At 63.7% G+C, this 23,914-nt stretch carries 23 protein-coding genes and 2 tRNA genes; 16 read left to right on the forward strand and 9 right to left on the reverse strand.

Going from position 1 to position 23,914, the window contains the following annotated elements:
- Positions 1-173: 173 nt before the first annotated feature.
- The gene (locus tag EA472_RS07400; RefSeq protein WP_124190876.1) at positions 174-1,715 is read right to left on the reverse strand and encodes an amidase; all 1,542 of its coding nucleotides are present in this window, start codon (positions 1,713-1,715) and stop codon (positions 174-176) included.
- A 274-nt stretch (positions 1,716-1,989) separates the two neighbouring features.
- Here EA472_RS07400 and EA472_RS23225 point away from each other — a divergent pair, with 274 nt between their 5' ends.
- Positions 1,990-2,121 carry a hypothetical protein gene (locus EA472_RS23225; RefSeq protein WP_279387171.1) on the forward strand — a complete coding sequence of 44 codons (132 nt, stop codon included), beginning with the start codon at positions 1,990-1,992 and terminating at the stop codon, positions 2,119-2,121.
- A 33-nt stretch (positions 2,122-2,154) separates the two neighbouring features.
- Here EA472_RS23225 and azf read toward each other — a convergent pair whose 3' ends face one another.
- On the reverse strand, positions 2,155-2,898 hold the full coding sequence (gene azf, locus EA472_RS07410) for an NAD-dependent glucose-6-phosphate dehydrogenase Azf (protein ID WP_124190877.1): 744 nt from the start codon (positions 2,896-2,898) through the stop codon (positions 2,155-2,157).
- A gap of 85 nt (positions 2,899-2,983) precedes the next feature.
- Between azf and EA472_RS07415 the strand changes: the two genes are divergently transcribed.
- Positions 2,984-3,376: a dihydroneopterin aldolase family protein gene (locus EA472_RS07415; RefSeq protein WP_124190878.1), complete on the forward strand. Its 393-nt coding sequence runs from the start codon at positions 2,984-2,986 to the stop codon at positions 3,374-3,376.
- A 147-nt stretch (positions 3,377-3,523) separates the two neighbouring features.
- Positions 3,524-3,961 (forward strand): DUF5790 family protein, encoded by a 438-nt coding sequence (locus tag EA472_RS07420; protein ID WP_124190879.1) that lies wholly within the window; start codon positions 3,524-3,526, stop codon positions 3,959-3,961.
- Between the two features lie 17 nt (positions 3,962-3,978).
- Here the strand turns inward: EA472_RS07420 and EA472_RS07425 are convergent, their stop codons facing one another.
- Positions 3,979-4,716 (reverse strand): creatininase family protein, encoded by a 738-nt coding sequence (locus tag EA472_RS07425; RefSeq protein ID WP_124190880.1) that lies wholly within the window; start codon positions 4,714-4,716, stop codon positions 3,979-3,981.
- Positions 4,717-4,823: 107 nt separating this feature from the next.
- On the opposite strand from EA472_RS07425, the gene EA472_RS07430 reads away from it, so the two are divergent.
- Both EA472_RS07430 and EA472_RS07435 read left to right on the forward strand, forming a co-directional pair.
- The gene (locus EA472_RS07430; RefSeq protein WP_124190881.1) at positions 4,824-5,789 is read left to right on the forward strand and encodes a phosphatase PAP2 family protein; all 966 of its coding nucleotides are present in this window, start codon (positions 4,824-4,826) and stop codon (positions 5,787-5,789) included.
- Positions 5,790-5,846: 57 nt separating this feature from the next.
- Positions 5,847-6,188 (forward strand): DUF5789 family protein, encoded by a 342-nt coding sequence (locus tag EA472_RS07435; RefSeq protein WP_124190882.1) that lies wholly within the window; start codon positions 5,847-5,849, stop codon positions 6,186-6,188.
- 10 nt (positions 6,189-6,198) lie between these two features.
- On the opposite strand, the gene EA472_RS07440 is transcribed toward EA472_RS07435, so the two are convergent.
- Entirely contained in the window at positions 6,199-8,187 is a 1,989-nt protein-coding gene (locus tag EA472_RS07440; protein ID WP_124190883.1) for an ABC transporter ATP-binding protein, read from the reverse strand.
- A 63-nt stretch (positions 8,188-8,250) separates the two neighbouring features.
- Positions 8,251-8,742 (reverse strand): DUF192 domain-containing protein, encoded by a 492-nt coding sequence (locus EA472_RS07445; RefSeq protein WP_124190884.1) that lies wholly within the window; start codon positions 8,740-8,742, stop codon positions 8,251-8,253.
- A 60-nt stretch (positions 8,743-8,802) separates the two neighbouring features.
- Between EA472_RS07445 and EA472_RS07450 the strand changes: the two genes are divergently transcribed.
- Positions 8,803-8,876 (forward strand) — tRNA-Val (locus EA472_RS07450).
- Positions 8,877-9,410: 534 nt separating this feature from the next.
- Here EA472_RS07450 and EA472_RS07455 read toward each other — a convergent pair.
- Positions 9,411-9,857 (reverse strand): DUF7344 domain-containing protein, encoded by a 447-nt coding sequence (locus tag EA472_RS07455; protein ID WP_124190885.1) that lies wholly within the window; start codon positions 9,855-9,857, stop codon positions 9,411-9,413.
- A 200-nt stretch (positions 9,858-10,057) separates the two neighbouring features.
- On the opposite strand from EA472_RS07455, the gene EA472_RS07460 reads away from it, so the two are divergent.
- Positions 10,058-10,131 (forward strand) — tRNA-Phe (locus EA472_RS07460).
- Positions 10,132-10,536: 405 nt separating this feature from the next.
- On the forward strand, positions 10,537-11,487 hold the full coding sequence (locus EA472_RS07465) for a phosphatase PAP2 family protein (protein ID WP_207891136.1): 951 nt from the start codon (positions 10,537-10,539) through the stop codon (positions 11,485-11,487).
- A gap of 167 nt (positions 11,488-11,654) precedes the next feature.
- Here the strand turns inward: EA472_RS07465 and EA472_RS07470 are convergent, their stop codons facing one another.
- A complete protein-coding gene (locus tag EA472_RS07470) occupies positions 11,655-12,683 on the reverse strand; it encodes a lysylphosphatidylglycerol synthase transmembrane domain-containing protein (RefSeq protein ID WP_124190886.1) in 1,029 nt (342 codons plus the stop codon).
- A gap of 192 nt (positions 12,684-12,875) precedes the next feature.
- On the opposite strand from EA472_RS07470, the gene EA472_RS07475 reads away from it, so the two are divergent.
- The 4 genes from EA472_RS07475 (at position 12,876) to EA472_RS07490 (ending at position 16,435) form a co-directional block, all read left to right on the forward strand.
- Complete coding sequence (locus EA472_RS07475; protein ID WP_124190887.1) at positions 12,876-13,532, forward strand: helix-turn-helix domain-containing protein; 657 nt, start codon at positions 12,876-12,878, stop codon at positions 13,530-13,532.
- Positions 13,533-13,719: 187 nt separating this feature from the next.
- Positions 13,720-14,562: a hypothetical protein gene (locus EA472_RS07480; RefSeq protein ID WP_124190888.1), complete on the forward strand. Its 843-nt coding sequence runs from the start codon at positions 13,720-13,722 to the stop codon at positions 14,560-14,562.
- A gap of 145 nt (positions 14,563-14,707) precedes the next feature.
- The gene (locus EA472_RS07485; protein ID WP_124191052.1) at positions 14,708-15,838 is read left to right on the forward strand and encodes an MFS transporter; all 1,131 of its coding nucleotides are present in this window, start codon (positions 14,708-14,710) and stop codon (positions 15,836-15,838) included.
- A 132-nt stretch (positions 15,839-15,970) separates the two neighbouring features.
- A complete protein-coding gene (locus EA472_RS07490) occupies positions 15,971-16,435 on the forward strand; it encodes a response regulator (RefSeq protein ID WP_124190889.1) in 465 nt (154 codons plus the stop codon).
- 131 nt (positions 16,436-16,566) lie between these two features.
- Here the strand turns inward: EA472_RS07490 and EA472_RS07495 are convergent, their stop codons facing one another.
- Together EA472_RS07495 and EA472_RS07500 are read right to left on the reverse strand one after the other, a co-directional pair.
- Positions 16,567-17,523, reverse strand: a complete 957-nt coding sequence (locus EA472_RS07495) for a phytoene/squalene synthase family protein (RefSeq protein ID WP_124190890.1) — start codon at positions 17,521-17,523, stop codon at positions 16,567-16,569.
- Between the two features lie 201 nt (positions 17,524-17,724).
- Complete coding sequence (locus EA472_RS07500) at positions 17,725-19,359, reverse strand: bacterio-opsin activator domain-containing protein (protein WP_124190891.1); 1,635 nt, start codon at positions 19,357-19,359, stop codon at positions 17,725-17,727.
- A gap of 256 nt (positions 19,360-19,615) precedes the next feature.
- Between EA472_RS07500 and EA472_RS07505 the strand changes: the two genes are divergently transcribed.
- The 4 genes from EA472_RS07505 (at position 19,616) to EA472_RS07515 (ending at position 23,871) form a co-directional block, all read left to right on the forward strand.
- Complete coding sequence (locus tag EA472_RS07505; RefSeq protein ID WP_124190892.1) at positions 19,616-20,185, forward strand: HTH domain-containing protein; 570 nt, start codon at positions 19,616-19,618, stop codon at positions 20,183-20,185.
- 128 nt (positions 20,186-20,313) lie between these two features.
- Positions 20,314-20,475 carry a hypothetical protein gene (locus EA472_RS22405; protein ID WP_165874844.1) on the forward strand — a complete coding sequence of 54 codons (162 nt, stop codon included), beginning with the start codon at positions 20,314-20,316 and terminating at the stop codon, positions 20,473-20,475.
- An 88-nt stretch (positions 20,476-20,563) separates the two neighbouring features.
- Entirely contained in the window at positions 20,564-20,971 is a 408-nt protein-coding gene (gene msrB / locus EA472_RS07510) for a peptide-methionine (R)-S-oxide reductase MsrB (RefSeq protein ID WP_124190893.1), read from the forward strand.
- Between the two features lie 194 nt (positions 20,972-21,165).
- The gene (locus EA472_RS07515) at positions 21,166-23,871 is read left to right on the forward strand and encodes a heavy metal translocating P-type ATPase (RefSeq protein ID WP_124190894.1); all 2,706 of its coding nucleotides are present in this window, start codon (positions 21,166-21,168) and stop codon (positions 23,869-23,871) included.
- The last annotated feature ends 43 nt before the right edge of the window (positions 23,872-23,914 follow it).

The raw sequence follows: 23,914 nt of genomic DNA on the forward strand, positions 1-23,914 counted from the left end.
TAATAGATGTGTTTTATAACCTCTCTAAAACCAGAAATAATCGCCGTGAGATCTCCAGACGTAGCCTCCACCGATTACCATTACACGGAACGGGACTTTTCCGTACACCGAGTGCTCAGATAGCGTTTGTGAACTGATATATATATATATATATATATATATTTGTACAATCATCATATAGTGTCTTCGACAAATTGGGAAATTTTCAACAGCTGATCATCGCCGTAATGACGGCCGATTAACATCATTCCTACTGGTAAATCATCTGTTGTATCACACGGCAACGTTATCGCCGGATGACCGGTGAGATTAAATAGTGAAGTGTTTGCGAGTGGCAACCGTGCTCGCTGAAGACGATTGATTCGATCCAATCCAGGATTCAGCTCGTGTGGCGGTATTGGTGTCGTTGGTAGAACCAATGCGTCACAATCATCCAGATGATTGTTGTAACGCTTTTTCAGTTCCAGTGCTATATTCATGGATTTTGCATAAAATGAAACGTTGTATTCTTCATAAATGTACTCAGATACTATCCAGGATCTCTTAACGGATGAAGGGAGGTGATTAAATTCAGTTGCAGACATCTTTCTGAACGCATCTACATAATCTGTCCAGTACCACCCATTGTGACTTGTACCCACGCCTCCTTCTTTCATTAATTGAATTGCCCCCTGGATTGCGCCCGCAAGAATTGGTCCCGATTTTCGGTGTAGAGGTTCAGAAATTGGCTTCGTTTCTGCCCCGTTCTCTTCTAATAATCTGATCGAATTTTCAACTGTTTTGTCTATTTCTGGATCGGATGTGTCCCATCCGAATCCTTCTTCAAGAATTCCAAGTGTTATTCCATCAACTTCCTGCTTAGCGGATTCGTAGTAGTTTTTACCATGATCGGATGCTGACTGACGCGGATCGAGCAACAACCCATCATCATAGTCAGGTCCTGCAATCACGTCCATTGTTTTCGCAACGTCGCTAACCGATCGTGCAATCGGTCCAACGTGGTCTCTTGCAAGATTAGTGGCAATAATTCCTGTGTAAGGAACAAGACCTCTCGTCGGCTTTAATCCGACGACTCCACACCATGCCGCTGGAATTCGAATTGAACCCGCTTGGTCTCCCCCAATCGCAACGTCACATTCTTCAGCAGCAACTGCAGCAGCGCTCCCGCTAGATGATCCGCCAGCTAAGTACTTTTCATTGCGGGGGTTTAAAACGGGGCCAAAATCGGATAGATCGCCCGCCCCTGAGAGACCAAATGTTTCCATATTGTTTTTACCGACGATAGTTGCACCTTCGTCAAGCAATCTTTTCACAATGGTTGCATCGATATCTGGAATGTACCCCTCCATCATATTCGATCCTGCTGTCAGTTCGTAACCAGCAAGAGCGATAGTATCCTTTAACCCGACAGTCTTACCGCTCAGTAGCCCCTGATCTGCACCTTCTACTCGACACTTCGTAATCCATGCATTGTATCGATCCTCTTTAGGACCGGGTCGATATCCTGGGGAACGATCGGTATAATTGGATGTGGTGGGTTTATATTCTTCGTGCTCGATTGATTTTAGTTCTTCGAGAGATAATAACGAATCTTCAATCAATAGTTTGTAATCAGCCACTTCCTCTTCAGTGAGGTGTATATTTTTCTTTCGGGCTATCTCCTTTACTCTCTCGTCAGTTGGCCTCGGAATTCTATCTCGTCCAGTGTTTCCCATCTCTCTCAGAGAGGAGAGAATCAGTACGTATAAAAGTCACCGACAAATATAATAGGAGCTACAGATCAAATCTGGTGTAATATTGGATAACGAGCACTGTTTAGTTCAGCATCTCGCCATCTGACGTTCGTCCATCAAGCGATTGATGTGGTCTCTGATGGTTGTAATAAAGCACGAACTATTCATCGTGTTTGGCGTGTTTGTCCTGAGTTGTCGTATTTATCGACTCAAATCGAACACCGGAACGTTGATCGAACACTGGAGCGTTCTCTCTATGTTAGTTGGTTGGGTACTGTTCGCCGGGTGGTGGACTAGTAGAGAACTCGGTGTCGTTCCACAGCACGTCGAGCTCGCGCTGCTCGCGTGCGCCGGTCTCGCGTTTCTCATCTCGACGGTCGATCTGTGACGATCGCCTGCGATCTCGACTGCGGAGCGGTTCCTACTCGTGTCTGGCCGAGTTGTCCCGGGGCTCGTAGCCCAGCACCTCTCGAGCGCGCTCGATCGAGTAGTACTTGCGGTCGTTGTCGGAGATGCCGTAGACGATCTCGTAGCCGTAGTCGGCGCGAATGCAGCGATCGAAGAGGTGTGCGCAGTCGCGGTAGGAGAGCCACATCGCCTGTCCGCGCTCGTAGTCGATCGGCGGATGTCCTTCGGTGAGGTTGCCGATGCGGACGCAGACGACCGAGAGGTCGTGCTCGTCGTGGTAGTACCGTCCGAGCGTCTCGCCGGCGGCCTTGGAGACGCCGTAGAGATTGCCCGGGCGGGGGAGTTCGGTCCCGTCGAGTCGGTACTCGTCGTCCGCGCGGTACATCTCGGGCGTGCGCTCGTCGGTCTCGTACGCGCCGACGGCGTGATTCGAGGAGGCGAACGCGACTTTCTCCACGCCCGCGTCGACGGCGGCCTCGAAGACCGTTCGGGTCCCGTCGATGTTGTTCGTCAGGACGCTGTCCCACGGCGCTTCCGGACGCGGATCGCCGGCCAGGTGGATCACGGCGTCGATCCCGCCCATCGCCTCGCGGACGGCGTCGCCGTCGGTGATGTCCGCGACGACGAACTCGCCCGGTTGCTCCCCCGTCGGCGGGTCCCGATCCAACAACCGCCACTCGTGCTCGTCCGCGAGATCGCCGAGAATCGCCTCCCCGACGCGCCCCGCAGCCCCCGTGAGCAGGACGGACTGTGCCATTCGTTCGACTCGAGGCGTAGCGCCGATAAGTAACGTACGATTCCGTATCGGAACCCCCTTCCCGGCCGCACGCGAGGGGTTCGGTATGGCCGACGACTCCGAATCGAACGCCTCGACCGCCGTCGATTCCGCAGCCACCGACGCCGAAGCCGCCTGCTTCGAGGCCGGCATCAAGTTCGGCTCGCTCTACCACCAGTTCGCCGGAACACCGATCTCGCCCGACAGCGCACCGTCTCTCGCGCGGGCGATGGAAGAGGCCATCGAAAACCAGCCCCACTGTACCGACGTGACCGTCGACGTTCGAACGGACGAGCTGGCAGATGCGCTCGCGAACGCGAGCGCCGAGTACACCGAACTGACAGGGCGCTTTCTCGAGGTCGAAATCGTCGTCGAGTACGAGGGGTGGACGGTCGTGACGAAGATGGCGATGGAGGACGGCTATCCGCTGATGCGACTCGAGGAGGTCCGTAACGAGTAGCGACGATCGGAGCCGAACTGACGACCGGAGGCCGGCACGTCCTTTTCGATACCGGCGCGCCGTTTCGTCGATGGCGAGGCGCTTGAGCCGGTTTTCACTTTCACTTTCGGGCGACCTTTTAACCCCGATCCCCGCAAAGGGCTCGACATGAGCCAGGCGACCTTCGGTGACGACGAGCTATTCGGTGAAGCGGCCAACGAGATGCGCGAAGACGTCGAATCGTCGCTTTCGGACGGCTGGGACGCGCTTCCGGCGGCGGACGACGTCTGGGAGACGGACGCAGACAACGTTCTGGGCGTTCTCAACGGCCTCAACTCGGCGCTCGACGTCGGCGACGCGGAGGATCACCTCCGTGACGCCAAAAAGTGGTTCACGATGGGCGAGCGCGCCGACGCCTTCGACGACGCTGACGACCTCGAGGCGGAGATCTCGGATCTCGAGGACGCCATCGCGGACATCGCGAGCGCGAGCGAACAGGTGAGCGAGCTCACGTCGACGATCCCGTCACTCCGGGGGACGCTCGAGGAGGCGGGAACCGACGACGAGGCGGCGGACGCGGACGACGAGACCGACGACGAGGAGTAGCTCCGGAACTCGAGTCGCTACCGCCGTTCGGGTCGCGAGACGTCTCGAGTTGCGACCGCCTCGACGAGTCGAGCCAGCGACTCCGCGGCCAGTTCGAGTAGCGCTTCGCCTCGCTGTTCGGTTCCCTCGGTTGGATCGCCGACGACGCCGTTTTCCGTGAACTCGGCCGAATCGTAGGCCAGGTTTGCGTAGCTGACCCACTCTCCCCATCCATCGGCCGCGCCCTCGCTGGCCTCGTCGATCCGGTCCTCGCGGACGAGGTCGGGATGGCACTGCCGGAGGAGCGCCGTCTCGAGCGGGCCCCCGTGGCCCATCTCGGCGGAGTGCTCGCCGACCGCTTCGAACCAGGTGAACGGAACGACGAACGCGCGCTCGCTCCGGGTGAGGCGCGCGCCGACCTCCCGCAGAGCGTCGACGTTGCCGCCGTGACCGTTGACGACGACGACGCGGTCGAAGCCGTGGTGTGCGAGGCTCTCGATGGACTCCCGGACGTAGCTGCGAAACGTCTCGGGCGAAACCCACATCGTTCCGGGGAACTGCCGGTGTTCTTCGGCGACGCCGACGGGGATCGCCGGCGCTCGGACGACCTCGAGATCCGTGCGCTCGATGCCGGCGTCGGCGACCGCCCGAGCGTTCAGCACGTCCGTTCCGAGCGGAGCGTGCGGACCGTGTTGTTCCGTGCTCCCAACGGGAACCACCGCGAGATTCGTCTCGAGTTCCCGGACGTCCGTCCACGTCGCCTCGGCGAGGTTCATGCGCGAGTACTCCGACCGCGCGGCCATGAAACCGTCGGTCGGTCGAGCCGCCGGACCCTGCACGTGCCGATTCGGTGGTTAACCGGGTTCGGACCGACGGCTGGCGCATGGACCGGGGCGAAGCGGTTCTCGAGACGCTCCAGGCCTCGCTTCCCGACTGGCTGGTCGTCCTCGCCGCGGTGGTGACGCGACTGGGAGACGTCTGGGTGCTGATCGCGGTCGGTCTCGGCGCGTCCTGGCTCCTCGCCTGGCGCGGTGGGTCGAACGTTCACGGCCGCATCGAGCCGGAGGTCGACTCCGAGGAATCGAGCCCTCGGTCGACGGCGCGACCCGAGTTCGTGGAGGGGCCGTGGGTTCTGGGCCTCGTCGTCGGCGGACTGGCGTTCGTAACCGCGTTGAAGTACGCGTTTGCCCTGCCACGACCGGTGGCCGTCGTCGCCGTTCCGGACGCGATTCCGTCCGCACTCGTTCCGCTCTACGTCTCGTCGGTTACCATCGACGGATACGCCTTCCCGAGCGGTCACGCCGTCGGAGCCACCGTCACCTACGGCTTGCTCGCCGTCGCGCTCCGAGTCGGAACGCCTCGAGTTCGACTCGCGACCGCCGCGATCGTCGCCGGTGCGGTAGGCCTCTCTCGGCTCGTCCTCGTCGTCCACTACCCGGCGGACGTGATCGTCGGGTTCGCGGTCGGTCTCGTCTACCTCGTCGGCGCGCTGTCGACTCTCGAGCGCGTTTCGATCGACCGGACGACGGCGTCGTTCGCGCTCGCGCTCGGACTGGCGGTCGTCGCGCTGATCGCGAGCGGCTTCTCGCCCCGCTCGATCCAGTACGTCGCGCTCGCCGCTTTCGGACTCGGCGGGTGGCTCGTCGGTCGTCGCTCCGTCGGGTCGACGGGGGCGACCGTCGGTCGCGGATGGATCGGACTCTCGGCGGTCGGGCTCGTCGTCGGCGCGCTCGGCGGCCGTCTCGGCATCGTCGTCTCTGGCGCAGTCGTCGGCGTTCTCGCGGCCGCGCCCGCGACGGTGCTGCGCTGGCGGTTACGGAAGATGCGCGGCGACCGATCCTCGCGATGAACGCCAGCGGCGTACGCAGGGTGAATCCGTTTCCGGGCGCGCGAACAACCCCCGTTTATGAGCGACGACCGCGAACTCGGTGTCGAACTGGGCGACGTCCGCGAGGCGCTCGAGAGCCGTGAGTACCCGGTCGGGCAGGACGAGTTACTGGACGAACACGGCGACGAGCAACTCGAGATCAGCGAGGAGACGGTGACGCTCGCGGAACTGCTCGAGCCGTTGAACGAGGACGAGTACGGCTCCTTCGAGGAGGTCGAAACCGCGATCATGAACATGGTCGGCGACGCGGCGATCGGACGCAAAAACTACAGCGACCGGACGCCTCCCGCTGCGGGCGAAGACAGACAGGACGAAGGCGCGCCGGACCAGGAGGGACAGCGCGAGCAGGAGTCGTTCTGAAACTCGAGGCTCAGTCGTCGACGTCGACGTCCACTTCCGTTCGGGCCTGTCGCCGCTGTGCACGCTCGATGAACTCCTGCGGTAGCTCGTCGATCTCGCCAGCCTGGACGCCCCAGAGGTGGGAGTACAGCCCGCCGTTCGCGAGCAACTCCTCGTGCGTGCCGCGTTCGACGACGCGTCCTCCCTCGAGGACGAGGATCTGATCGGCGTCCTTGATCGTCGAGAGGCGGTGGGCGATGGCGAACGTGGTTCGATCCTCCGTGAGGTCGTCGATCGAGCGCTGGATGAGCATCTCGGTCTCCGTGTCGACGTCGCTCGTGGCCTCGTCGAGGACGAGAATGTCGGGATCTTTGAGCACGGCACGGGCGATGGCGACGCGCTGGCGCTGGCCGCCCGAGAGCTTTACGCCGCGTTCGCCGACCATCGTGTCGTAGCCGTCGGGGAGATTCTGGATGAACTCGTGGGCTTCGGCTGCTTTCGCCGCCTCGATAATCTCCTCGCGGCTCGCGTCGAACGTTCCGTACGTGATGTTCTCCTCGACGGTTCCGTAGAAGAGAAACGACTGCTGGCCGACGTAACCCATCGATTGCCGGAGACTCGACAGCGAGACGTCCCGGACGTCGCGGCCGTCGACCCGGATCACCCCCTCGTCGACGTCGTACAGCCGGAGCAAGAGTTTGAGAACCGTCGACTTTCCGGCTCCCGTCGGCCCCACGAGCGCGACGGTCTCCCCGCCGTCGACCGTGAACGAAACGTCGTCGATGATCAGTTCGCGGTCCGCCGGTTCGCTCTCGTCCGATCGAATCTCACCGCCGGAATGGTCGCCGTAGCTGAAACTTACGTTCTCGTACTCGACGCGTCCCTCCCTGATCTCGAGGTCGTCGGCATCTCCGTCTCGCTCGATCCGGCCCTGTTCGTCCATCAGACCGAAGATGCGCTCGCTCGAGGCCTCCGCGCGCTGGTACATGTTGATCACCTGCCCGAACTGCGCCATCGGCCAGACCAGCTGCTGGGTGTAGAGGATGAACGCGACGAACGTGCCGGTCTGGAGCGTCCCCGTGAACGGACCCGGGCCGCTCCCCGTGAAGACCCAGTAGCCGCCGACGACGAACGTGAGCACGAAGCCGACGCCGGAGATCAACTGGAGACCTGGAAAGAACCTGATCCGCAATCGGATCGCCCCCCAGTTCGTCTCGTAGTACTTCCGAGAGACGTCCTCGACGCGACCCGATTCGAACTCCTCGGTGTTCGAGGACTTGATCACGCCGATCCCGCCGAGGTTGTTCTCGAGCCGCGAGTTGACCTTCCCGACGGACGATCGGACGGCCGCGTACTTGGGCTGGATCTTCTTGACGAAGAGGTACGTAAACACCGCGATCAACGGAACGGGTGCCAGCGACACGAGCGCGAGCTGGGGGTTGAGCCAGAACAGCAAGAGGGTGATGCCGACGACCATCACGACCAGCCGGGTCGCGGAGTTCATTCCCTCGTTCAGAAAGCGCTCGAGCTGGTTGACGTCGTTCGAGAGCACCGACATCATCTCGCCGGTCTGTTTGTTCGAGAAGAACTCCATGTCGAGGCGCTGCATCTTGTCGTACGTCGCCGTTCGGACGTCGTGTTGGACGTCCTGTGAGAAGGCGTTGAACCCCCAGTTTCGGAGCCAGTGAAAGATCGCGCCGAACGCGAACGACCCCGCGATGGCAACTGCGACGACCAGGAACTGGCCGTCTTCGGTCGCCGGCAGCCACGCCTCGGGGAGCACGACCAGCGGCACCTGCTCGGCGAATGCGGCATCGCCGAAGATCGCGTCGATCGCCACCGCGAGCAACAGCGCCGGCAACAGATCGAGGGCACGGGCGAGGACGCTCGAGACCAGCCCGACGCTCACCGAAAACCAGTAGGGACGGCCGTACTCGAAGAGCAACCTCCGCATCGGACTCTCGACCTGCTCGCGTTGCTCCTCGAAGGGATCGTCTTTCTCCCAGTCGACTCCGTCCATCACGTCCGCTTCCGGGACGGCTACCAATAAGGGTTTGCTACGAACCGAAACACGTCGCCGAACCTACGGTCTGTCGATTTCCACCTCGTCACCGACCGCGATACCGGTCTCGTTCGCGTACCCTCGCGGCACCTCGAGAACCCACTTCGCCCGCCCGGTGTAGCGAAGCTCCTCGCCGTCTTCTCCCGGCTCCGGTGCGCGAGCGTGTTCGACAGCCGTGATCTCGCGGTCGGCCCCGACGAAGACGATGTCGATGTCGAAGTCCATCTCCCGCATCACGTACGTCCGATCGCGTTCGCTCGCGTGAACGAACAGCATCCCGTGGCCTTCCTCGAGCGATTCGTGCTCGCTCAGCCCCGTGTACCGTTGTTCCCACGTATCGGCCACCTCGACCTCGACGGTGGCTTTCGGGTCTCCGTCGTCGTCCAGGACGTACACCACCGCTCGATCCTGCACCCAGGGCGCGGAGACGACGCCGATCTGCACGAGAGCGAATCCGAGCAACGAAAGCGCGAGAATAACGAGAAACACCTGCAGAGCGCGCTCTCGAGCCATACCCGCTGTGCCACGCGAGAAAGTAAAGGTTATTCGGACGGGGCGGTTCCGTTCGAATGCGGGCTCGTGGTCTAGCTGGTTATGACGCGGCCTTTACAAGGCCGAGGTCGGTGGTTCGAACCCGCCCGAGCCCATTTCTGTGGCGAGCAATACCGCGAGCCAGAGAAATGTATGCGAGCGGCGGGTTCGAACCCCATCAGTCGCGCGCAGCGAAGCGAGCACGTCTGATTTCGGTTCGAACCCGCCCGAGCCCACTTCCTTCGGCGAGCAACCCGCGAGCTACGGGATGGGATCGAGGGCAGGTTCGAATAGACGAAGGGCGCACAGCGAAGCGAGCACGTCTCGGCGTCGTTCGAACCTCCCCGGGGCAGCTCTCGGCTCGAGTCTCCGCCGTCGACGGACGAGAACGTCGCCCATTCGAGGTCACGCCACCGACAGCACCTCGCTTTCGAGGTCGCGCCACCGGCGGTCGCTCCGATCGGACGCTCGAGACGCCGAGCGATAGCTGTCGTAACGGTCGACGAACGGCGCTGACGTCGGGTCTAGGCCACCGCGAATCCGGAGCGGCGGTTCGTTGATGCGAACGTGCGCGTGCGGTCTCCCTCTCGAGTCGTGGCGCGTAATCTCTTCCTACACTATCGGCGACGAAACTCCATTACCGGGAGTAGTCAGTGCTTGAGTCGGGCGACGTTCTCCCGAATCTGACTGAAAAAGCCGTCGTCGGTGGTGGATTCGAGCGCGGCGTGAAGTCGCGAGTTCTCCGGTTCGTCCTGAATCACGACGCGGAGGTACGGCTCGAGCTGTTCGTAGTTGTCTCCGAGGACGACGGTGTGGTTGTCCTCGTCGTGGTCGACGACGCCTGCGTCGGCCAGTTTCGGCACGTGACACTGGACGGACGAGACGTAGACGCTCTTGTACTCGTTTTTCGCGACGTCGTCGGGAGAGACGTCCTGTTCCCAGCCGGCGATTCGCTCTGCAAGCTTCGAGAGCTCGATCGGCCCATCCTGACCTCGAAGCGCATAGAGCAGGTACCGGCGGCGACGATTCGCCAGTAACTCGAGGATGAGATCCGCGGAGAGCTCACGCCGTTCCTGACTCGAGGTAAGGGTGCTCATAACACGATATTACCCTCCGAAGCGGAAAAGGGTGTCTTGAATATCCGAAAATCCAACAGGCAGCCCGTAAGAGAGCGGATCACGACTCGATTTCTCTCGTTACTGCGAGGCTACTCAGTTTCGCTTGCATTCACGAGTGGATCGGTCGGCCGCCCTCGATTCGAAATCCTTTTTTATACCATGGACGGAGATAGAGGTGCGCCGCCTTAGCTCAGACTGGGAGAGCACTCGACTGAAGATCGAGCTGTCCCCGGTTCAAATCCGGGAGGCGGCATGTTTCAAACCCGTGAGCGGAGCGATCGGGTGCAGAAACTGACGCCGGACGGATTCTGAACCCTAGAAGTCGCAGCGTCGAGCGAAGCGAGACGATCGTCTTCTTTCGGTTCAAATCCGGGAGGCGGCACTTCTGCTGCGAACACTGACGACGAGCGTAGCGAGTCGTCCGTGAGCAGCAGAGTTCGATCCGGGAGGCGGCATCTCTCCCCGAACAACGTCGTGAGCGGAAACGACGGTAGTCAACTCGCGTGGACGAACGTACGGCGACCGAGGCATCTAACGCGAGGAGTGCTGCGCTTTTGGGTGCGAGGCGGGCGTCGATCGATCAGCGACTCTCGGAAGTGCCGATGCTGTCGGGAACTCCACCAACGTTTTTCCCTTTTCGTTCCTCTGTGCAAATACTGTGAATCCATTCGGAGTTCTCTGGGACGCGTCGATCAACGAATTCGTTCGCGAGCTCGTCGGGCCGCTCGCCCCGGCGTTTGCACTTCTCACTCACCTCGGTGACGGCGCGCTGTTGCTCGTTCTGGGCGTGCTCGTCTACTGGTTCGGCGCGCTCGAGAGTCAGCGAGATCGAGTGTTCGTGATCGCCGTCGGAGTCGCAGCGCTGGCGCTTTCCGCCGGGGTGAAAGGCGTCGTACAGCTCCCTCGTCCGGAGCTTGCGTTCGCGCCGGCGGGATATCCCGGCTACTCGTTCCCGAGTGCCCACGCGATGGGGAGTGCGGCGTTTTACGGCGCGCTGGCGGTGACAATGGAGTGGGGAACGCGCCGTCGACGGTATCTACTGGCCGGCAGCGTGATCGCGATCGTCGCCCTCTCGCGGGTCGTGATGGGCGTTCACTACCTCGGAGACGTCCTGGTCGGGATCGTCCTCGGTCTGGCTCTGGTCGGAATCGGCGTGTGGACGCGTGAAGAAGGACTGTTCGAGCCCGGCCCGATGTTCGCGCTCGCCGCCGCCGCCGCGCTTCTGGCGGCACTGCTTGGCTCCCGCGTGTTCCTGGCGCTGACGATCGGTGCCTCGATCGGCGGGCTGATCGGCTGGTACTACGTCGACGGACGATCGGTTACGCAAAGCGGTGCCGCGGTCCTCGTCCTGGGTGCGATTGCCGTCACCGGTATCGCGGTGCTCCGCTACGCGACTATCTGGCTCGGTCTCGAGCGACCCGACGGAACGTCCAGTCTCGTGGTTCCCCTCGTCGAGGTCGTCGGATACGCCGTTCTCACGGCCACGGTGTTGGCTCTCCCGCGGCTCGCGCTCGCCGTCGAGGATCGACCGATCGTCAGACGGCTGCAGTCACGGCTTCCCTTCAGCGATCGGACGATCGACGTCGACGGGGTATCACGGAGCGATTGAGACGGCCTGGCGCGATACGATCGGTTCTCCTTGTGTACTGGGGTACCTGTGAACGGTCCGCGGTTCCACTGAAACTGGCGGACTGCTGTCCGTTCGCCCGTCGAACCCCGGGCCGATCCGGCCCGTACCGAACGGCGCGAGCGGACGTCCGTTCTCCAGGGGAACGGTCAGCCCGCTTCGGGAGGGAGCGGATCTTTGAGCGTCAGCGCGATGGAGGCGACGCCGCCGACGAGTATCGTGAACCAGTATGTCGCAAAGCGGTACAGGAGGGCAACGGCGAGCGCGACGGCGCTACTCATCGGCGTCAGTAGTACCAGAACGCCGGCGAGGGCGGCCTCGACGCCACCCAGCCCGCCGGGGGTGGGGACCACGAATCCGATCTTGCTGAGCGCGACGGCCGCCATCGCGACGCCGAAGGGGATCGGTGCCTCGACTGCCGCGGCCGAGACGTAGAGTACGGCCGCGAAGGCGAGCCACCCTGCGTGAGCGTACGCGAGCGCGCTCGCCAACGCGCGTCGGTCACGGGAGACGAGATCGAGAGTGGTGTAGAACCCCTCGAACCGACGGGCGACGTTTTCGCGGCGAAGCTGACCGGCCCGTCCCGGTGCGACGCGCTCGAGAACGTGCCGAAGCCCGCTCGAGAGGGAGAGGATCGCTTCGTAAGCCAGGTCTCGACGCAGCCACACGACCCCGACGAATGCGACGACGCCCACGACGAGCGCGGCGACCATCGGAGCGTACTGTTCGAGAGCGATCGGAGGGGAGTAAACGAAGAGCACGTAGCCAAGCGCGATCGAACCGAACGTGTAGTACGGGACGTAATTGAGGAAATCAGCGCTCGCGACCGCGGCGAGTGCCTCCTCGTACGCCGAATCGTAGTATCTGCTGACGATCGCGGCGATACCGACGCCGGATGTTACCTGCCCGTAGGGCGCAACGTACTTGGCGAACATCGCCGTCAGGAACAGGCTGCCGACGAGCCAGTAGGGTCGCGGCCGATCGACAGTGGACAGCATTCGGTGCCACACCAGGCTTCGACAGAGAAGACAGCCGGCCGCCGCAGCAAACGCCAGCGCGTAGGTCCGGATGCTGGCTCGGCCGATCGCCGCGAGCACCCCCTCCCACCCGACCACGACGGTGAACAGGACGAGCAATAAAAGCGCGATAGCCAGTGCAGCGACCGCTTTTCTCTTCATCGTCTGTCCGTTTCTGTTCCGGTCCCACTTACCTGTGTGGGACGAAAGAGCGCGAATCGAACGTGTCCGGGGCTGGTTCTCGTCGTCGCGGTGTCGTCCGCACTCGCAGCGTCGGTAGAGCCGGATCGGGCTCGCCAACGGACGTGGCGGGGCGTATCGGGATTTACAACGCTTGAGCGTCTCGAGTGAGCCATGAAGTCGATGCGAATCGCACTCGAGTACGGCGAACGCGACGCGCCGCCGATACTCGAGGGCTTTTTCGAGTCGCCGGAACTCGACAGGGAGGTTATTCTGGGCGGACAGGTGGTCGACGGCGTCGAAACGATCACGTCGTTCGTCTACGGGACGCCGGACGCGTACGAGCCGCTGGTCGACGACTGCGACGACGTACTCGAGTACGACGTTACGCCCTCGAGCGACGGGTTTTTCGTCTACCTTCGACGGAAACTCGGTGCCCAGGGCGCGTCGTTGCTCGAGTCGCTCTCCCAGCGGACGGTCGTCGTCGTGCCGCCGATCGAGGTGCGGTCGGATCGGACGATTCGGATGACGCTCGTGGGCCATCCCGACGACCTTCGCCTCGTCCTGGAGGAGACCCCCGACGGCGTCTCGCTCGACGTCCGCTCCATTCGTGACGGTACGGTGTCTGCGCCGACTCGCCTCTCGAGTCGCCAGAGTCAGGCGCTCACCGTCGCCTGGGACGTCGGCTACTACGAGGTACCGCGGCGCAACGGGATCGAGACCGTCGCGGCGGAACTCGACTGTGCGGTTTCGACCGCGTCGGAACTGCTCCGTCGTGCGGAGTCGCGGCTGGTCGGACAGACGCTCGACGTCGAGTCGCAACTCGTGTAGCCCGTCGGTCGCTGCTCGAGCGCCGAACGATCGTGCTGACTCCGATTTCGTTCGCGGTGGGCCTCGAGCGGCCGGCCGAAGTCGTATCCGTTCGATCGCGGTCGGCTGGCCGTCTCGTCACCGCGGGCATAAAGCGGCGAAGCGTATCGGGCCAATCGATTCGTCTTCGCCACGCCAAATACCGGTTATGAGCCGACTCGACGAACCGACCGTCCGGGCCCCGTTGCAGAACGCTGCCGACGTCGTCTACTGTCGCTATCCGGTTTCGGACGGTCGGGTCGCCGACCTCCGCACCGACCTCTCGAGGACGATCCGGAACCACTCCCGGCCGGAGCGGCTCGTGGGAATCGGCGTCGGCGACGATCGTCGTGAGCCGTACACCGTCTCCGTCTTCCTCGAGTCGTTCGCCGGAGGCTCGTTTCTGGTGTGGCACGTCGAGGGCGTGTGTCCGGACGACGACCCCGTCTCGCTCGTCGAAGGTGTGGCGCTGTTTCGCGCGCTCGCGGAGCATCTGGAACTCGACGGCGCGTCGGTGATCGAACCGGTCGTCTTCGCACGCCATCCGGAACGTCCCGGCTCCGTGGCCCGCAGCCTCGACGGCGTTCCGTTCGTCCTGGGTTCGACGGACGACGACGGTGAGCCGCCGGACGTCGTGGTGTTCCGACCCCGGATGCGATCCGGCCTTCCGACGACGGTGATTCGGTGGTTCCAGCGCCTGGTCGCGTTTTTCGAGGGCGGTCGGATCGAACGCGCCTTCGACGAGTGGACCGAACCGGTCGTCGACGCGGAGGGCGTTCACACCGAAACCGCGTTTCTCGAGGAGATCGACGGCGACTGGTACTGCGTCAACTACCTCGAGTGCGAGAGCCGCGAGCGCGTCTGGCGGGCGTACCACGACTCCGACGACGCCGTCGCCCGCGTCTCCGAGCGGGCGTTGCGCTGGTCGCTCGACGATCCGTCGTTTCTCGATCGAGTCCCGGAGACGCGGTTCGAGCTGTTGGTCCACGCGGTGAACGACCGCCGCCGGTGATGCGACTCGAGTAACACGGCACGGCTCTGACGTTTTCGACTGCCGGCAACGACAGGACCAAGTGGCCGTTCGGCTACGCTCAGACGTGGCCAACGCGGAAACGTCGGACGATTCGGAACGGTTCATCGGGGGGTACAGCGGACGGATTCTGCTGGTCGTCGCGCTCGGCTGGGCGGCGACCCAGACCGGTCGTTTCGTTCTTCCGCCGTTGCTTCCCGAGATGCAGGCCGACCTCTCGCTCTCGCTCACGCAGGCTGGAATCGTACTGACCGTCTTCAACACGGCGTACGCGGTAACCCAGTATCCGAGCGGGCGGCTCTCTGATAGTTTGAGCCGGGCGACGCTGCTCGTGCCGGCGCTGGTCGTACTGGTGGTCGGAAGCGTCCTCATCGGCGGTGCGACGTCCTACGCGTTGATCGTCGTCGGCGCCGGCGTGTTCGGCGTCGGCATGGGAATGTACGCGATTCCCTCGAGGGCGCTGCTGTCGGACCTGTTCGTTCGCCACCGCGGTCGCGCACTCGGCGTGCTAGGGGCGGGTGCCGACGTCGGCGGCGGGCTCGCCTCGGCCGCGGCGGTCCTGGTGCTCGCCGTCGCGACCTGGCGAACGCCGTTTTTCCCGCTTGCAGCGGCGCTGGCCGGGCTGGCGATCCTGTTCGTCGTCTGGAACGCCGAATCGTACGTCGTTCGTCCCGCCCGCCTCGGCGTAATAGAGACGCTGTATCGACTGTTGGCAACGCCGTCCCAGCGGTGGGCGCTGCTCGCGTTCGCGCTCTTTTACTTTATGATCAACGGCGTTCTCAGCTTCCTGCCGGCGTACCTCCGCGAGGTCAAAGGCTTCTCTCCGACCCTCGCGACCGCGAGCTACGCGCTTTTGTTCGTCCTCGGGGTCGGTATCAAACCCGTCGCCGGCGGCGTGAGCGATCGGTTTCCGCGCCAGCGAGTCGCCACCGTCGGAATGCTCGTCGGTGCGGCTGCGCTCGCCGTGTTGATGCTCTCGAACTCGGTCGCTGGCATCCTCGTCGGGATCGTTCTCTTTTCAGTGGGCTACAAGACGCAGTTTCCCGTCATCGACGCGTTGCTCATGGACGCCGCGCCGGACGGCAACATGGGCGGTGATCTCGGCGCGGCGAGAACGGTGTTTCTCGGCGTTGGAAGCCTCGGGCCGGCGTTCGTCGGCGTCACTGCCGACCGGTTCGATTACACGGTCGCGTTCGTGGGATTGACCGTCAGCCTGTTCGCCGCGGCGGCGATACTCTTCTGGCAGGGACGGCGGTAACGTTCGGCGGCCCGACGAACGCCGACCGTCGTCCCGGCCGACCGAAAGCCCGGTTCGGACGCACTGTCGACTCACTATCACGATCGGCCGCGGACCCGGATCGTTATTACCGCTCGGGGTAATTGCGGTGTAATGACCACAGAGGGGGAGCGATCGGACGCGACGGTCGATCCGATCGACATCTTGCTGATCGAACCGAACCCCGGTGATACGCGGCTTTTCACCGAAAAGTTCGCGGACGCGAAGCTCACGAACGCCGTCCACACCGTCGTCGACGGCGAAACGGCGCTGGATTTCCTCCATCAGCGCGACGAGTACGCGGATCGGTCGTGCCCGGATCTCATCGTCCTCGAGCCGAAGCTCCCGGGAATCGACGGCGTCGAACTCCTCTCGAAACTCGAGGGCGAACCGGCGTTGAACGAGATCACCGTCATCGTCCTCACGAGTTCGGAGGCCGGGGAGGAAATCGTCAAGTCACACGGTCTCGAGGCGGATCACTACCTCCGGAAGCCGGTCGAACCCGACGAGTTTCTCGAGTTCGTCCAGCAGGTCGAGGAGTTCTGGCTCGCGATCGTCGAGCAGCCGGCCGGCGATTGACACGGACTGCCGTCTCTGTGTCGTGGCGTAACCGCGACCGGGACGCGATTGTCCCGGAACCGACGGACAACAGCCCGAGTGAGTTTGCGTCCGCGAGAACCGCCGTCGAGAGCCCGAAGCGACGACGACCGTCAGCGCGTCGGAATCCAACTTCCGTGCTCCGATCCCCGGCTCTCGGCGTCGGGTTCGGCGGCGGGAACGGCCGATACCCGTTCGAACACCGCTTCGGGGTCGCGTTTCCAGTGCCAGTGCCAGCGCGTCCTCGCGAGACACCGCAGCTTTCTGGTGGTCGACAGCGACGGCTCGCCGGAGAGCACGTCGTACTCTCGCGCGCGGATGAGCGCGTGGTGTTCCGCATAGAGGACGGCAGCGAGCAACACGGGTAGCTGACAGTCCGCGGGGAGGTACCGAATGCCCGCGACGCCGTGACGGTAGAGCCGTTCCGCACGCGCCAGTTCGTCGGCCATCGCCGCGGCGAACGCGTCCGAGTACTCGAGGTTTTCGATCTCGGCGTTCGAGACGCCGTGTGACCGAAGCGTCTCCTGAGGGAGGTAGATCCTGTCGCGTTCGACGACGTCCTCACGGACGTCCCGCAGGAAGTTCGTCAGCTGAAACGCCTCGCCGAGCGAGATCGCGTGCGGGATGGCCGTCTCCTCCATCTCCGGCTCCATGATCGCCGTCATCATCACGCCGACGGCCGCCGCCGAGCCGCGCATGTACGACTCGAGGTCCGCGTACGTCTCGTACCGGTCCGTGGTGATGTCGGCGGCCATCGCGTCGAGAAACTTCGTCACCTCCTCGTCGCCGATCTCGTAGCGATCGCGCAGCTCCTGAAACGCGTCCAGGACGACGTCGTCCGGTTCGACCTCGCCGAGGGCCTGTGCGCGAAGCGACTCGAGTTCCGCGCGTTGTTGTCGTGGTGGGACGCCGTCGGCGTCGTCGACTACCTCGTCCGCGATTCGGAAAAACGCATAGAGGACGTGCGTGGCGTGGCGGACTCGTTTCGGGAGGAACCGCGTCGCGAGGTAGAACGTTTTTCCGGTGCGCTTCTGTATCGTCTTACCGGCGTCGATGTGTTCCCGTTGCATTCTGTGTTCCGCTGAGTCGCGTTCCGTTTTTCCGAGTCGCGTTGCGTCGCTCAGATGTAACCCGTACAACAGTTGCCTATAAAATAGCTAGGCCTCACTAGTAGGGTCTGAAACCGCCGGCGGGGACGGCCGCGACACGCCGTTGGCGTCGAACGAACGTCGTCGTTCGCTCCCGTCGGACCGCTCGCAGATCGACGGCAGTCACTCCGTCTGGCGTCCGACGACGCGATCTCCGTCGAACAGTTCGTCGAGGAGTTTCGCCTGTGCGGAACGGAGGTGCTGGTGGAACGTCGATCGGGTGATCCCCATCGACTCGGCCAGTTCCTCGCCGGAGACGGCGCGCGGCCACTCGAAGTAATCGGAGACGTAGGCCTTCCGTAACGCGAGCAGTTGTCTGTCGGTCAGCGTCGACTCGAGGCGCGCGGCGAGGTCTCGTGGCGTTCGAGAGGGCCGTTCGATCTCCTGATAGCTGATCAGTTCGACCCGGTTCAGCCGGTCGTCGAGGAGGTTGAACGCCGACCGTGCAGACTGGCTGTTCGGCATCTCGAGTGTGAGATCGACGACGTTCTCGTCCGTGTCGAGACGACGGATCACCGCTCCGTGGTCGGCGAGTCTCGTAACGAGTCCGTCGGTCAGCGTGAGTTCGAGGAGCGTCCCGTCTTCCCGCTCGGACAGAACGGTGACGGCCGTGACGCCGTCGACGCGGGCCGCAGCGTCTGCGACGCCGTCAGTCCGACCGACGTACAGGTACAGAAGCGGGGTGCCGTCGCCGTCGTAGGTCTGGCCACGATAGCTGACCGTCGCCTCGAGTTCACGTGCTAGCGTGGTGACGATCAACGACGGATCTTCGATCGCGACCTCGAGTTCGACGACGGCTTCGCTCGTCAGCATGCGCCGGGTCTCGATCGCATTCACGGCCGTTCCGATCGTTCCCGCGAGCGACTCGAGGACGAGCACCTCCCGATCTTCGAACGCGTCGGGCTCGGTCGCGAACACGACGACGACCCCGTGGGTTACTTCCCCGTGGATCAGGGGAAGCGCCGCCATCGATCGAACCGCTTCGTCGGCACCGACGCACGTCGACCAGTCGCGGTCCCCGCCCGAAGCGGTTCGCTCGAGGCCCTGAACGATCTGTGGCTCGCTCGTCTCGAGTGCGCGGACGGCGGGATGTGAGCCGTCCGGCGCGAGAAGGAGGTCGTCTTCGACGGTCGCGTCGATCCGCCCGCCCCACTCGCTCGGCGCGATCCGACCGCCGGTGACGTCGACCCGGCCGATCCAGGCGAACTCGTAGGGTTCGACGTCGACGAGGTGTCCGCAGACGCGACGCTCGATCTCGTCGCGGGTTCCCGCGCCGACGGCGTCGGTGACGTCCCGAACCAGTCCGTCGACGCGCTCGAGAACGCGCTCGAGCGTTCGACGCTCGGCCCGCAGCTGTTCGGCCGACTCCTCGGCGGCCAGTTCCGCCAGCTTCCGATCCGTGATGTCGAGGTGGATCACGGACGCTCGAACCTCGCCGTCGACGGTGAACCGGTTCGCTCGCATGAGAAACCACCGTTTCTCTTGGGGCGAGTGACAGGGATACTCCATGGCGAACGTCTCCCGTTCGCCCGCGATGACGCGTTCGAGTCCGTCGACGGCGCGTCGGGCGTGCTCGTCGTCGTCGGTCGTCGCCGCGGCGATGTAGTCGACGCCGACGTGGTCGTCGGGGTCGTCGTCGGGACCGAACTCGCGCCAGGATCGATTCGTCAGCAGAATCTCGCCCTCGTCGCTGATGACCGCGACGGTGATCGGAAGCGTCTCGACGGCCGCGCTGACGAGTTCGCTCCGTCTGGACATCGTCGGTCGATAGGAACAGAGCCACCTTAACAGACGTGGGTGACGATCAGATAGGTCACGTATCGAACGGCTTTCCCGCAGCTTTCGATGAACGTCCACCAGCCGAGGGACGCCGAACTCGTCTTCGTTCAAGAGCGGCTGTACGGTCCGTCCTGTCGGCGGCCGAAACTTCCGCCTGGAGCGGACTGTGTACGCCGATGGCAGCTCGAGCAATACTTTTGTGCGCGGTCGTGGACTCCCACGACGGAGATCAGATGTGAAAAACAGCCAGTCACCACCACAGGCGATCGAGTTGTGGATCCGGTCGTTCACGCCGACGACGACGGGTCGAACACACGAGCGGGCGCTCGAGCAACTAGAGCGTCTCGAATCTTCCCTCCCGATCGAACGGGTCGACGTCCGCATCTGGGGATCCGAGATCGAGTGTACGGCCCGGTCCCGACGCGTTCCGCAGCTCGCGGAGATTCTGGACCGTCTCGAAGCGTTCGAGGAGTGGGCCGCGGAATCCGGTCGCCGACTGGAGCCGTTCTTCCGGCGTCGACGCGCCGAATCGACGATAACGGGCGAGTGCAAGGACGTCCACCGGCTCCCGACGATCGCGCTCGCGGAGTACGACGGCGGTGAAGTCGTTCACGTCGCACCCTGTCTCGACGGCGAGCGAACCGTCGACGTCTTCGACCGGCTGGATGCGCTCGGGGACGGACGACGGACCGACTCGGCGTTGCGCTTCGAAGACGACTCGGCGGACGAGGGTGACCGTCCGTCGGGTGACTCCCTCGAGACCGAGTCGCACCGAACCGAACCGTCGTCTCCTCACTCGGGCTGATTTTCCTCCGATCCACCGCCGCGTCCGGCCGGTTCGTTCCGTCGATCGACGCGACTATCGGTACTCGAGACACGTCCGCCGCGGAGACCGTACGAACTTATATGCGAGTGTGTGGCATACTATCTCTCATGCCCAGTCACGCGGCGACCACCGACCGATCGCGGTGTCGAAACTGCGGGTTCGAAGCACCGGGCGGCGACGACGAGTGGATCCGGATCGACGTTCCCAAGCTGGGTCGGATGACGCAGTGTCCGACGTGTGAGAGCACGGACGTCATCACGAAACGGTAGCCGCCGTCCGCGGGCACAAACGACGTATCGACCGTGACTCGTCGATCCGGTGGACAGACTCTTGGTCGTCTCGCGCGTACGAACGGATATGTCAGAGGAGACCGGCCAGGACGACCTGCCCGCGACCGACGAGGAGTGGCGATCGCGACTCAGCGACGAGGAGTATCGAATCCTTCGTGAAGCCGGCACCGAGTCGCCGTTCAGCGGCGAGTACGTCGACCACAAGGCCGACGGGAGCTACGCCTGCGCCGGCTGCGGGGCCGAACTGTTCGACGCGGAGACGAAGTTCGACTCCGGCTGCGGCTGGCCGAGCTTCTACGATACGGACGACGATCGCATCGAAACCCAGCTCGATACCAGCCACGGGATGCGCCGCACCGAGGTCCTCTGTGGGAACTGCGGCGGCCACCTCGGACACGTCTTCGACGACGGCCCGGAGCCGACCGGCAAGCGCTACTGCATCAACTCCGTCGCCCTCGAGTTCGACGAGGAGTAACCCGTCGACCGGGATCGATCCGGGCGAGGACGGTCCAGTCGACGACGTCCGCTCGCAGTGTCCGACACCCTATCCCGAAAGTATCTGTTCAGTTTCGGTTCAGATACCAAGGATAGGTTCCGATTCGACTTTGGTATCGAAACGGAAATCCGCTTGAAGTTGTATCCCCTTCGTACGAACGAGGTGACCACGTTATGAAATCCACGCTGTCGATCGCGGGACTGTCCTGTGCGACGTGCTCCGCGACGGTCGAAGACGCCGTTGGCGACCTCGAGGGGGTCGAATCAATCGACGTCAACGTCGCCACCGACGAGGGAACGGTCGAGTACGATCCGGCGGTCGTTTCGCTGGCCGAGATCTACGCGACCGTCGAGGACGCCGGCTACGAGCCGGAGCGATCGAAAACAGCGATCGAGATCGCGGGGATGTCGTGTTCGACCTGCGCCGAAACGATCGAGAACGCACTCGAGAGCGTTCCGGGCGTCCTCTCGGCGTCGGTTAACTACGCGACCGGGGAGGGGACCGTCTCGTACAACCCCGACGACGCGTCGCTGACCGACCTCTACGACGCGATCGAGAACGCCGGTTACGAGCCCGACCGTCGGGTCGACGAAGACGGTGAGGCGTTGACCGAGTCGCGCGAACGCGCCGTCGAGCGCGAACTCCGGACGAAACGGAAGTGGACGCTGATCGGTGCCGCGCTCACCGCCCCGTTCGTTCTGGTGATGATCGACATGTTCGTCGTCGACCTCCTGCCGGAGACGCTCCTCGGAATCCACACCGGCTGGTACGAGTTCGTCCTCGCGACCGCGCTGATGGCGACGCTCGGCAAGCACTTCCTCGTCGGCGCGTACAAGTCGCTGGTCAACAACCGCCAGGCGAACATGGATACGCTCGTCTCCGTCGGCACCGGCGCGGGCTACCTCTACAGTACGGCCGTGTTGGTCGGCGTCGTCACGGGCGGACTCTACTTCGAGGCCGTCGCGTTCATCCTCTGGTTCATCTACCTCGGGGTCTGGCTCGAGGCCCGCTCGAAAGCTCGTGCCAGCGCCGCGCTTCGGGAGTTGCTCGAGATGCAGGCCGAGGAGGCCACGCTCGTGCGCGACGACGAGGAGGTCGTCGTCCCGCTCGAGGACGTCGAACCCGGCGACCTGATGAAGGTTCGACCGGGTGAGCAGATTCCGACCGACGGCGTCGTCGTCGACGGCGAGAGCGCGGTCGACGAGTCGATGGTGACGGGCGAGTCGGTTCCGGTCGAAAAGCGCGAGGGCGACCAGGTCGTCGGCTCGACGATCAACGAGAACGGCGTCCTGTTCGTCGAGGCAACTAACGTCGGCGAGGAGACGGCGATCCAGCAGATCGTCGACCGGGTCAAGGAGGCCCAGGCCCGCCAACCGGACGTCCAGCGGCTGGTCGACAGGCTCAGCGCCTACTTCGTTCCCGCGGTGATCGTCAACGCAGTGTTCTGGGCTGTCGCGTGGTTTTTCTTCCCCGACGCGCTGTATCCGATCTCGTCGGCGCTCGGCGCGTGGATTCCGCTGGTCGAGCCCGTCGGCGGCGGTCCGATCGGTCCCGAACTCGGCGGCGTGCCGGTGTTCGAGTTCTCGATCGTCGTACTCGCCTCGGCCATCCTGATCGCCTGTCCCTGCGCGCTCGGGCTCGCGACGCCGATGGCGACGATGGTCGGCTCGACGATCAGCGCGAAAAACGGCGTCCTCTACAAGGGTGGGGATATCCTCGAGAAGGCCCGCGGCATCGACGTCGTCGTCTTCGACAAGACCGGGACGTTGACCCACGGCGACATGCGACTGACCGACGTCGTCACGGTCGGCGAGACGCTCGAGACCGACGGCGGTGAGCCGAGCGAAGCGAGGGGGTCCACGTCGGATCGGGAATCCGACGGTGGCGCTCCTGCGTCCGAGGACACCGTTCCCGAACCCGACGGCGGCGTTCTCGAGGTGGACGACGAGCCGGCGCTCGACGAGGAGTTCCTGCTCTCGGTCGCGGCCAGCGCCGAGTCGGGCTCCGAACATCCGCTCGCGCGGGCCATCGTCGACGGTGCCGCGGAACGCGGCGTCGGCGTGGAGGAGCCGACCGCGTTCGAGAACGTCCCCGGTCACGGCATCCGGGCGACGCTCTCGGCAGGCGAGGTTCTCGTCGGCAACCGCAAGCTCATGCGGGATCACGGCGTGGACCCCGCCCCCATCGAGGCGACGATGGCGCAACTCGAGCGTGAGGGGAAAACCGCGATGGCGGTCGCGCTGGAGGGAGAGCTCCTCGGCGTGGTCGCGAACGCGGACACGGTTCGCGAGAGCGCCAAAGAGACGGTTTCCCAGCTGCAAGCGCGCGGCTACGAGGTGATGGTGCTCACCGGCGACAACGAGCGGACCGGCCGCGCGGTCGGTGAGCGACTGGGTATCGATCCGGCGAACGTCCACGCCGAGGTCCTGCCCGAGGACAAAGCCGACGAGATCGAGTCGATCCAGGCCGACGGCAGCCGTGCGATCATGGTCGGCGACGGGGTCAACGACGCCCCCGCGCTGACGTCCGCCCACGTCGGCGTCGCGATCGGCTCCGGCACGGACGTCGCCATCGAAAGCGCCGACGTCACGCTGATGCGCGACGATCCGGCCGACGTGCTGAAGGCGATGCGCGTCGCGGACGCGACCATCTCGAAGGTTCGCCAGAACCTCTTCTGGGCGTTCGTCTACAACGCGACGCTGATCCCCATCGCTTCGATCGGTCTCCTCAACCCGGCGGTGGCCGGGCTGGCGATGGCCGCCTCGAGCCTGTCGGTCGTCTCGAACAGCCTGGCGTTCATGAGCTGGGACCCCCACGACGACTACGTCTTCACGCCGTTCCGACCGCTCGTCTGGATGCGCGAACGGCTGGTCGGGTAGTCGTCGTTCGCATCACCCGATTCGTCTCGTGGTTCGGGTTTAT

It is taken from the genome of Natrarchaeobius oligotrophus (genome assembly GCF_003841465.1).
GTDB classification, from domain to species: domain Archaea; phylum Halobacteriota; class Halobacteria; order Halobacteriales; family Natrialbaceae; genus Natrarchaeobius; species Natrarchaeobius oligotrophus.

Coding starts and splice junctions, on each gene's coding strand:
- EA472_RS07425 (WP_124190880.1), bottom strand. CDS start 4,716: ATGAACCTCGCCGAGGCGACGTGGACGGACGTCCGGGAACTCGAGACG.
- EA472_RS22405 (WP_165874844.1), top strand. CDS start 20,314: ATGCCCAGTCACGCGGCGACCACCGACCGATCGCGGTGTCGAAACTGC.
- EA472_RS07400 (WP_124190876.1), bottom strand. CDS start 1,715: ATGGGAAACACTGGACGAGATAGAATTCCGAGGCCAACTGACGAGAGA.
- EA472_RS07490 (WP_124190889.1), top strand. CDS start 15,971: ATGACCACAGAGGGGGAGCGATCGGACGCGACGGTCGATCCGATCGAC.
- msrB (WP_124190893.1), top strand. CDS start 20,564: ATGTCAGAGGAGACCGGCCAGGACGACCTGCCCGCGACCGACGAGGAG.
- EA472_RS07495 (WP_124190890.1), bottom strand. CDS start 17,523: ATGCAACGGGAACACATCGACGCCGGTAAGACGATACAGAAGCGCACC.
- EA472_RS07480 (WP_124190888.1), top strand. CDS start 13,720: ATGAGCCGACTCGACGAACCGACCGTCCGGGCCCCGTTGCAGAACGCT.
- EA472_RS07435 (WP_124190882.1), top strand. CDS start 5,847: ATGAGCGACGACCGCGAACTCGGTGTCGAACTGGGCGACGTCCGCGAG.
- EA472_RS23225 (WP_279387171.1), top strand. CDS start 1,990: ATGTTAGTTGGTTGGGTACTGTTCGCCGGGTGGTGGACTAGTAGAGAA.
- azf (WP_124190877.1), bottom strand. CDS start 2,898: ATGGCACAGTCCGTCCTGCTCACGGGGGCTGCGGGGCGCGTCGGGGAG.
- EA472_RS07500 (WP_124190891.1), bottom strand. CDS start 19,359: ATGTCCAGACGGAGCGAACTCGTCAGCGCGGCCGTCGAGACGCTTCCG.
- EA472_RS07440 (WP_124190883.1), bottom strand. CDS start 8,187: ATGGACGGAGTCGACTGGGAGAAAGACGATCCCTTCGAGGAGCAACGC.
- EA472_RS07420 (WP_124190879.1), top strand. CDS start 3,524: ATGAGCCAGGCGACCTTCGGTGACGACGAGCTATTCGGTGAAGCGGCC.
- EA472_RS07455 (WP_124190885.1), bottom strand. CDS start 9,857: ATGAGCACCCTTACCTCGAGTCAGGAACGGCGTGAGCTCTCCGCGGAT.
- EA472_RS07430 (WP_124190881.1), top strand. CDS start 4,824: ATGGACCGGGGCGAAGCGGTTCTCGAGACGCTCCAGGCCTCGCTTCCC.
- EA472_RS07475 (WP_124190887.1), top strand. CDS start 12,876: ATGAAGTCGATGCGAATCGCACTCGAGTACGGCGAACGCGACGCGCCG.
- EA472_RS07515 (WP_124190894.1), top strand. CDS start 21,166: ATGAAATCCACGCTGTCGATCGCGGGACTGTCCTGTGCGACGTGCTCC.
- EA472_RS07470 (WP_124190886.1), bottom strand. CDS start 12,683: ATGAAGAGAAAAGCGGTCGCTGCACTGGCTATCGCGCTTTTATTGCTC.
- EA472_RS07445 (WP_124190884.1), bottom strand. CDS start 8,742: ATGGCTCGAGAGCGCGCTCTGCAGGTGTTTCTCGTTATTCTCGCGCTT.
- EA472_RS07415 (WP_124190878.1), top strand. CDS start 2,984: ATGGCCGACGACTCCGAATCGAACGCCTCGACCGCCGTCGATTCCGCA.